The 7,197-nt window shown below is 33.6% G+C and carries 6 protein-coding genes and 9 tRNA genes; all 15 read right to left on the bottom strand.

The features are described 5' to 3' along the window. Positions 1-199 precede the first annotated feature (199 nt). Positions 200-2,374: an NUMOD1 domain-containing DNA-binding protein gene (locus tag BM157_RS12635; RefSeq protein WP_090141438.1), complete on the bottom strand. Its 2,175-nt coding sequence runs from the start codon at positions 2,372-2,374 to the stop codon at positions 200-202. 370 nt (positions 2,375-2,744) lie between these two features. Then, a tRNA-Lys gene (locus BM157_RS12630) sits at positions 2,745-2,817 on the bottom strand. A gap of 44 nt (positions 2,818-2,861) precedes the next feature. Then, positions 2,862-2,934: transfer RNA gene (locus BM157_RS12625), tRNA-Gln, on the bottom strand. Between the two features lie 10 nt (positions 2,935-2,944). Beyond that, positions 2,945-3,018, bottom strand: a tRNA-His gene (locus tag BM157_RS12620). 99 nt (positions 3,019-3,117) lie between these two features. Continuing rightward, positions 3,118-3,191: transfer RNA gene (locus BM157_RS12615), tRNA-Arg, on the bottom strand. Positions 3,192-3,195: 4 nt separating this feature from the next. After that, positions 3,196-3,266: transfer RNA gene (locus tag BM157_RS12610), tRNA-Gly, on the bottom strand. Positions 3,267-3,286: 20 nt separating this feature from the next. Further along, positions 3,287-3,361, bottom strand: a tRNA-Pro gene (locus BM157_RS12605). Between the two features lie 169 nt (positions 3,362-3,530). Next, positions 3,531-4,013: a metallophosphoesterase family protein gene (locus BM157_RS12600; RefSeq protein ID WP_022501620.1), complete on the bottom strand. Its 483-nt coding sequence runs from the start codon at positions 4,011-4,013 to the stop codon at positions 3,531-3,533. After that, a complete protein-coding gene (locus BM157_RS12595) occupies positions 3,988-4,605 on the bottom strand; it encodes an XTP/dITP diphosphatase (RefSeq protein WP_318256000.1) in 618 nt (205 codons plus the stop codon). The genes BM157_RS12600 and BM157_RS12595 overlap by 26 nt, the downstream gene beginning before the upstream one ends. A 2-nt stretch (positions 4,606-4,607) precedes the next feature. Next, positions 4,608-5,756, bottom strand: coding sequence for a THUMP domain-containing class I SAM-dependent RNA methyltransferase (locus BM157_RS12590; RefSeq protein ID WP_055176609.1), 1,149 nt, complete (start codon positions 5,754-5,756; stop codon positions 4,608-4,610). A gap of 204 nt (positions 5,757-5,960) precedes the next feature. Further along, on the bottom strand, positions 5,961-6,293 hold the full coding sequence (locus BM157_RS12585) for a rhodanese-like domain-containing protein (protein WP_055176612.1): 333 nt from the start codon (positions 6,291-6,293) through the stop codon (positions 5,961-5,963). Between the two features lie 130 nt (positions 6,294-6,423). Further along, on the bottom strand, positions 6,424-6,660 hold the full coding sequence (locus BM157_RS12580) for a hypothetical protein (RefSeq protein ID WP_022501616.1): 237 nt from the start codon (positions 6,658-6,660) through the stop codon (positions 6,424-6,426). Positions 6,661-6,911: 251 nt separating this feature from the next. Continuing rightward, positions 6,912-6,985 (bottom strand) — tRNA-Arg (locus BM157_RS12575). 17 nt (positions 6,986-7,002) lie between these two features. Continuing rightward, positions 7,003-7,089 (bottom strand) — tRNA-Leu (locus BM157_RS12570). Between the two features lie 31 nt (positions 7,090-7,120). Continuing rightward, a tRNA-Val gene (locus BM157_RS12565) sits at positions 7,121-7,193 on the bottom strand. Between the last annotated feature and the right edge of the window lie 4 nt (positions 7,194-7,197).

Below are 7,197 nucleotides of genomic sequence, written 5' to 3'. Positions count from 1 at the left end.
AAACAAAATGGATGCCGCCCGTTAAATATCGGATAGCATCCATGTGTTGAGCCTGAGCAATAGTCAATGTGTCCAGGATTCTGGGTACATATCATTTCGCTACCTTAGTACTTGCTCTGTTTCTTGTATCAAATTTATTATATATATTTACAGGTTGGTGATTTACAATTATTATTACTTATTATATATATTTTTTCATTTAATCATTTTCACTATCAATAAATTTCCAACAATAACCTCCAGCGTGCTTTTGTTTACCAGATGCCGCAAATCTAATACTTTTTTCACCAACTCCAACTGCTTTTGAGGCTTCCTTTATTGACTTAAAAATCATAATAATATCTCCATTATCATTTGTTTGAACTACAGGTTTTGAAATATTCATGCCTTTTACTTTATTTTGTTCAATCTTTATTGGTGTTTTAGGATAGCCTACAACAACTCTCTTCCAATAATATCCTCCTGCTACACTCTGTAAACCATTTACAACTTTTCCCACTCCTTTGCTTTTTATACTATCACACGCTATTTTAATATTTTCAAATTCATTGACAAATTCACCATCTAAATTATACTGATATATAATTGTCTTCTCCTTTTTACTATTTTTCTTTTTACTTTTATTACTATATACATATGTATGTTCATACTTCTTCTTTGTTGGTAAATTTATTCCTATCTCCATAAAGTGTCTTTTTAAATTTTTGTCATTTATTAATAAATCAAATCTCCATTCAATCAATTTTACATTATTATCTAAACATTTTTTTCGTTTTTCCTTATCTAATCGCTTTCGTTTTTCTAAATCATCTCTTCCTCCAAAAATATCCACAACCTCATAATGTTGTTTTCCTTGATATTCAATAGCAACATTTATACATGGAATAAAAATATCCAATGATTGTTTCTCTAACCATTCTGACCTATATTGATATATAGCATCCTTGTAATACTCTTTAACTAAGACATATAACGAAAATTCACTTTTCCACCTTTTATTAATTAATCCCCTTTCTGACAATTCCAATATTCTTTTTTTATAAAGTTTTTCACACTCTTCACGATTAAAATAAGCTTTGATATATTTCCCATACTGATAAAACTCATAATTATCCATAAGATTATTATCTAATAATAATCTTGCTGGATACATTTTAGTAACACGTTCTAAAAAACGCAAAAAGCTATTTAAATCAGTTAAATTCAGTTTTCTCTTAATATCTCGTATTTCATCATCGTTACTCCAAAACTTTTGATTCGTAACATATATATAGAATTTGTTTATCGGTATATTATAAATTACTGGTATCTGTAATTTATCTATATAAAAAAGATATTTTATAAAACGTATCTCATCAATATTATTATCCTGAACAGAAAATTTATAATTTATAGAATTATCGTTTTTATATGGATTTTTAACCTTTTCACATTCATATAAATTATTTATCAACACTTCAGTTTCTACATCTTCAATATGTGTGTAGAAATATATTCTATTATCTCCAAATACATTATCATTTTTATATTTTTCTTCTTGAATCTTTCTATTAAGTTTATAAAACTTCTCATATTCCAATCTTCGTGTCAAACTGGATACGACATTATCCTTTTTTTCTAACTCAGCAAATCCTCTAAATATTTTTAAATACTTACAGTTGCTATCAATATAAACTTTTCCATTAGTTGCATGCTCTACCACTCTTTTTGTATATGGATAATCTGCATAGACTTCTACAGAACAGTCATTTTCAACATTAGAATCTAACTCTTCTAATACATTTTCATCATACGAAAAACTGTAAATTCCCTTTGGAATCTCTTTTTCAATTCGATACATGTGATTAGGAACAATTTTATCCTCTTCTTTATACTTGTATTTAACATTTTCTACTATCGTAAACTTTCCACCCTCAACAGTAATTACTCTTCCTTTTTTTAGATTTAAATAAAAATCTATTAATTCATCATCACTATTTATTTGAAACCCTCTTCTATCTATAGCCAAAACTTGCTCTCCCCAAAAATAATATTCACCTACAGGTATATCAACTCCAACTTTGTATGTTCCTTCAAAATAGACTTTTTCTATATCATATACATCAATAAATTCACTAATTTCATTTGCATTAATTGTATTTTCATCTAAATCATTTTTTACCCCACCACTCACTTCTCCTTCATTTGCAGCCTGAATAATACTGTCATTCTCTTCTTTCTCATATTTCAAATTAAATTCTGATTCTTCCTCTTCCAAATCTAATTTTTCACAATCATTACCTATATCATATTGTATATTTTCAATATTTTTATTTTTTTCTATATCATTATCTTCTCGATTAAAAATTGATTTTATAAAACCAAATATCCCCATTATAAGTCTCCATATTTTTAAATAAAATTGTTTACTTTTATATTATGTACTCCACCATTAACATTTTCTTTTATTTTATCATAACCACATATATTATTAAAACTAAAAAATCCATCCTGTCATTTCATAATTATATATCAGCATACTATTTCTATATTCAATCATTCCACTCCACACGTCATCGAGTGCCCAAAAAGTGCCCAACTTCACCACCAACAATTCTCCCAGTATTTATGCGGCTTCGCAGGCTTTTTATACTTTTTATATTAAAATCACACTTTTTCCATTCTAAGACTACGACACCCGTTTGCCCCCTAGTTCACTATGGCAAAAAAAGAAGGGAACGGTATTTCAACCATTCCCTTTGCAATGAGCCCACCGGGGTTCGAACCCGGGACACCTAGATTAAAAGTCTAGTGCTCTACCAACTGAGCTATGAGCCCTTATGCTATTAACTGATGATTGGGAGTTCTATCAACCAACCCAGCTGGGCTAGCTGGATTCGAACCAGCGTAATGCAGGGATCAAAACCCTGTGCCTTACCGCTTGGCGATAGCCCATTAATTAAAGGGTGGATACAGGGATTCGAACCCTGGACCTTCAGAGCCACAATCTGACGCGCTAACCAGCTGTGCTATACCCACCATAACATAAAATAAGAGTTCTCTTAGAACTCTCTTACAAGTTAATTAACAACTTGTATCACACTTTTTAAGTGCTTAACCAATATGATTAAAAAAAAGTGTGCCCGGGGGGATTCGAACCCTCGACCCACGGCTTAGAAGGCCGTTGCTCTATCCAGCTGAGCTACGGACACACAAAGCGGGTGATGGGAATCGAACCCACGTATCTAGCTTGGAAGGCTAGTGTTCTACCATTGAACTACACCCGCATAATATATTAAATTGTAAGTCGGGGTGACAGGATTCGAACCTGCGACCTCTTGATCCCAAATCAAGCGCTCTAGCCAAGCTGAGCCACACCCCGAAAGGTTTTATCTTGTTGTTGTTTCTTAAGTTCTTAACTCGTGTACCGCAACAACAAGATAGATTATATGCTATGATTCGCCATATGTCAACACTTTTTTGAAACTTTTTTTGAATTTTTTTAATTTTTTTGAAGCATATACTCCAAACGCCCTATTTTACTGGGTTTCCTATACATTTTTTAATTCAAAATTAAACTCATTATTGTCATTAATCTCTAAAATTATGTAAGTTGGTATACCATCAGCCTGTCTTGGATACGATATGCTGCCCGGATTAATAAGTGTTATATTATCCTCCACGATAATAACCGGCCTGTGTGTATGTCCAAACATAACTATATCCATTCCTCTGGCAACAGCTTCCTGCTCAATAACTTTCAAATCCAAAGATACATAATAATTATGTCCGTGTGTCAGCCATATTTTCTTACCGCCAAGTTCAATTTCTTTCTCGCGGTCAAGCGGTGAAAAGAAATCATTATTTCCAGCTATAAATATAGTTTCACAGCCGGCTATGCTTTTTATTACCTCTTCTTCGCCTTCAACATCACCAAGATGTATAAGCATATCCAGATGTCCCTCGTTATATATAGCCTCTGCCAGATTACCGTGTCGTCTGTGCGTATCACTTACTATCATTATCCTCTGCATATAATTCCTCCGATTTGTCTAACTCTTCTTTAATCAGAGCCAATGCCTTGCCCCTGTGGCTTATCTTATTCTTCTCCTCAGGTGCAAGTTCGCCAGACGTCTTGCCATATTCTGGAAGATATACAATCGGGTCATACCCAAAGCCATTATCTCCCTTTATCTCTTCGGCAATAAGCCCTTCCATTGTTCCTCTTTTAACTATTTCACGTCCATCTGGAAAACAGACTGCAATTGCACATACGAAGCGTCCGCTTCTGTCACTTTCCTTAACGCCCTCAAGCTTCTGTATAAGAGCTTTATTCTTTATATCATAAGAAGTATCGTGTCCCATAAATCGTGCAGAATACACGCCAGGAGCTTTATTAAGATAATCTATCTCAAGCCCTGAGTCATCTGCCATTGTTATTTGGCCTGTAAGCTTCATAATTGCTCTTGCTTTTATCAAAGCATTTTCTTCAAATGTCGTTCCGTTCTCTTCAATATCAACATCAATTCCAGCTTCTTTCATAGAAATAATGTCGTACCCCTTCAGGATTTCTTTAACTTCCTTAACTTTATCCTTGTTATTAGATGCCAAAATAATACTCTTCATAATTAACCTCTCTTTGGTGGCTTAGGACCCATAAATGAATAAAAATATGTCTTAAGCATTCCATTGTATATTTTACGGTTCTTATCTGCCTTACGTCCAAAATATTTAACTGCATCTTCATATGATGTAATCATATATGCTGACCACGAATCCAGCTTTGCAAACTGCTTTCCAAATGCTGAATATATAGCTGGAAGCGTCTCTTTGTCTTCAAGACGTTCACCATATGGCGGATTAGTTATTATGAAGCCATATTTTTTGTGATGACTTAATTCGCTGACACTTCTTGCCTGAAAATGTATCAAATCCTCAACACCTGCATTGGCAGCGTTGCTTCTTGCTATTTTAATTACATTTTCATCAATATCAAATCCCTGAATATCCGTGTCTATACTTAAATTAATTAAGTCTTCCGCTTCTTCTACTGCATTATCCCACAGTTCATTATTTATTATATTAGTCCAGCGTAAAGATGTAAAGCGTCTATTCATTCCTGGTGCAATATTGGCTGCTATCATTGCTGCCTCAATTGGAAATGTTCCGCTTCCGCAAAATGGATCTATAAGTATACGGTCTGATTTCCAAGGTGTAAGCATTATAAGTGCAGCCGCTAATGTCTCTGATATTGGTGCTTTTCCTGCCGCTGGTCTATAACCTCTTTTATGTAATGAATCCCCTGATGTATCAAGCGAAATAGTCACAACGTCCTTCATAAGGCTTACTCTTATAGGATAGCTGTTTCCGTCCTCCTCGAACCAATTAACGGCGTATTTGCCCTTTAAACGCTCTACAATTGCCTTTTTTACAATTGACTGTATATCTGATGAGCTAAAGAGCTTACTATTGATAGAATTAGCTTTAGTAACCCAGAACTTGCCATTCTTAGGAATGAATTCTTCCCATTCCAGTTCTTTAGTATTATCAAACAGTTCAGTAAATGTTGTTGCCTTGAATTCACCAACCTTAAGCAGCACACGCTCTGCTGTTCTTAAGAAAATGTTAGCTCTTGCAATCGCATCCGCATCTCCTATAAATGTAACCTTTCCATCTTCCACTTTGGATATATCATAGCCTAAATCGTATATTTCACGCTTTAACACTGACTCTAATCCAAAATGACACGGTGCAATCAATTCATACGTATTCTTCATATGCCTGCATTTCTCCATTCATACATTCTTTTATAGATTTTATAATAATTGTTCTATCTGGCAGTAATGCCTGACTAGCAATATTAAACCATTTTATTCTTAATATCGAACAATATATATCAATATTAAAATGCTTACCATAAATAATCAAGTAAAATAGTTAAATCACATTTTCTCTTCACTAAAATTTCATACCTTCAGATATTATGGCTTTAACTGTAAATATCTTCCGTTATATCCTCTTATTCCACCAGCCAATGATTTCACAATATACCCATATAATGCAAGCTTATTACATACAAGCAGACTATTTGTTCCAGTTTCGCAATATAATATATATATGGCACTTTTATCCCTGTATTGGCTTTTAAAGGCTCTAATGCCCTCATACGAGCTCAGATAGTCATATGGATAATTTTCTGCTCCTTTTATATGACCACTGTCATACATTTCTTTACTCCTTATGTCAATAATATAAGAATAAGGATTATTTATATAATATTCTAACTTTCTAGGTCCTATTAATTCACAATTCATATTACGCATTTCTTATATTTATTTTAATATATTTTATGCTCGATTTTCATAACTATAACCTAAATTCCTATGTATCAGGCTGTTTGCACAGCCTTTCATTGCAAACAACCATCTTTATAAGAAATGCTTTTTAATAGCAGTCTGAGCTGTCTGTAGACTTGTTATATGAATTCTTTGACGAATTCTTTGATGAGTTAGAAGAACCTTTTGATGAGTTCTTTGAAGAATTAGAAGTATTTTTTGATGAATTCTTTGATGAGCTCTTGTTATATGCGTTCTTTCCAGCTTCATTATAGCTGTTTGACTCATTATAACTATTTGATTCGTTATAGCTGTTAGATTCGTTTTTAGATGAATTATATGACATACCTGTGTCCTCCTTTAATTTAGTTCACTGTTTAGTATGTCTATTATTAATGGTTTTATTCACAGTTTTAAAGTTCTAATTTCCAAATAAGATTTCTTATTGCAAATAATGTTTCAGTTTTCAAAGCATACTGGCATTTGAAATTTGATTAATACTTTTATATTTAAAAATATGTAACAAACACTATTATAAAATAATAAACAAAAAGCCCTGCATCATCTGTATGCACAGATAATACAGGGTTGATAAGATGTACGTGACAAGATTCGAACTCGCGGCCTTCTGGTCCGTAGCCAGACGCTCTATCCAGCTGAGCTACACGTACTTATTGGATAAACCAAATGCCGGCAACGGGAATCGAACCCGTATGGGAGTATAAGTCCCGCAGGATTTTAAGTCCTGTGCGTCTGCCAGTTCCGCCACACCGGCCTGATAAATAAGCAGTTTATTCAATAAATGATGGGACCTACAGGGCTCGAACCTGTGACCCTCTGCTTGTAAGGCAGATGCTCTCCCAGCTGAGCTAAGATCCCATAT

This window comes from [Lactobacillus] rogosae (genome assembly GCA_900112995.1).
Lineage (GTDB): Bacteria > Bacillota > Clostridia > Lachnospirales > Lachnospiraceae > Lachnospira > Lachnospira rogosae.
The sequence above is the reverse complement of the archived record's forward strand: the minus strand, read 5'-3'. Positions and strand labels throughout refer to the sequence as shown.

Bases quoted from the DNA above. Each gene is read 5' to 3' on its own strand.
- BM157_RS12595 (WP_318256000.1), bottom strand. From the start codon at position 4,605: ATGAAGAGTATTATTTTGGCATCTAATAACAAGGATAAAGTTAAGGAA.
- BM157_RS12600 (WP_022501620.1), bottom strand. From the start codon at position 4,013: ATGCAGAGGATAATGATAGTAAGTGATACGCACAGACGACACGGTAAT.
- BM157_RS12585 (WP_055176612.1), bottom strand. From the start codon at position 6,293: ATGAATTGTGAATTAATAGGACCTAGAAAGTTAGAATATTATATAAAT.
- BM157_RS12635 (WP_090141438.1), bottom strand. From the start codon at position 2,374: ATGGGGATATTTGGTTTTATAAAATCAATTTTTAATCGAGAAGATAAT.
- BM157_RS12590 (WP_055176609.1), bottom strand. From the start codon at position 5,756: ATGAAGAATACGTATGAATTGATTGCACCGTGTCATTTTGGATTAGAG.
- BM157_RS12580 (WP_022501616.1), bottom strand. From the start codon at position 6,660: ATGTCATATAATTCATCTAAAAACGAATCTAACAGCTATAACGAATCA.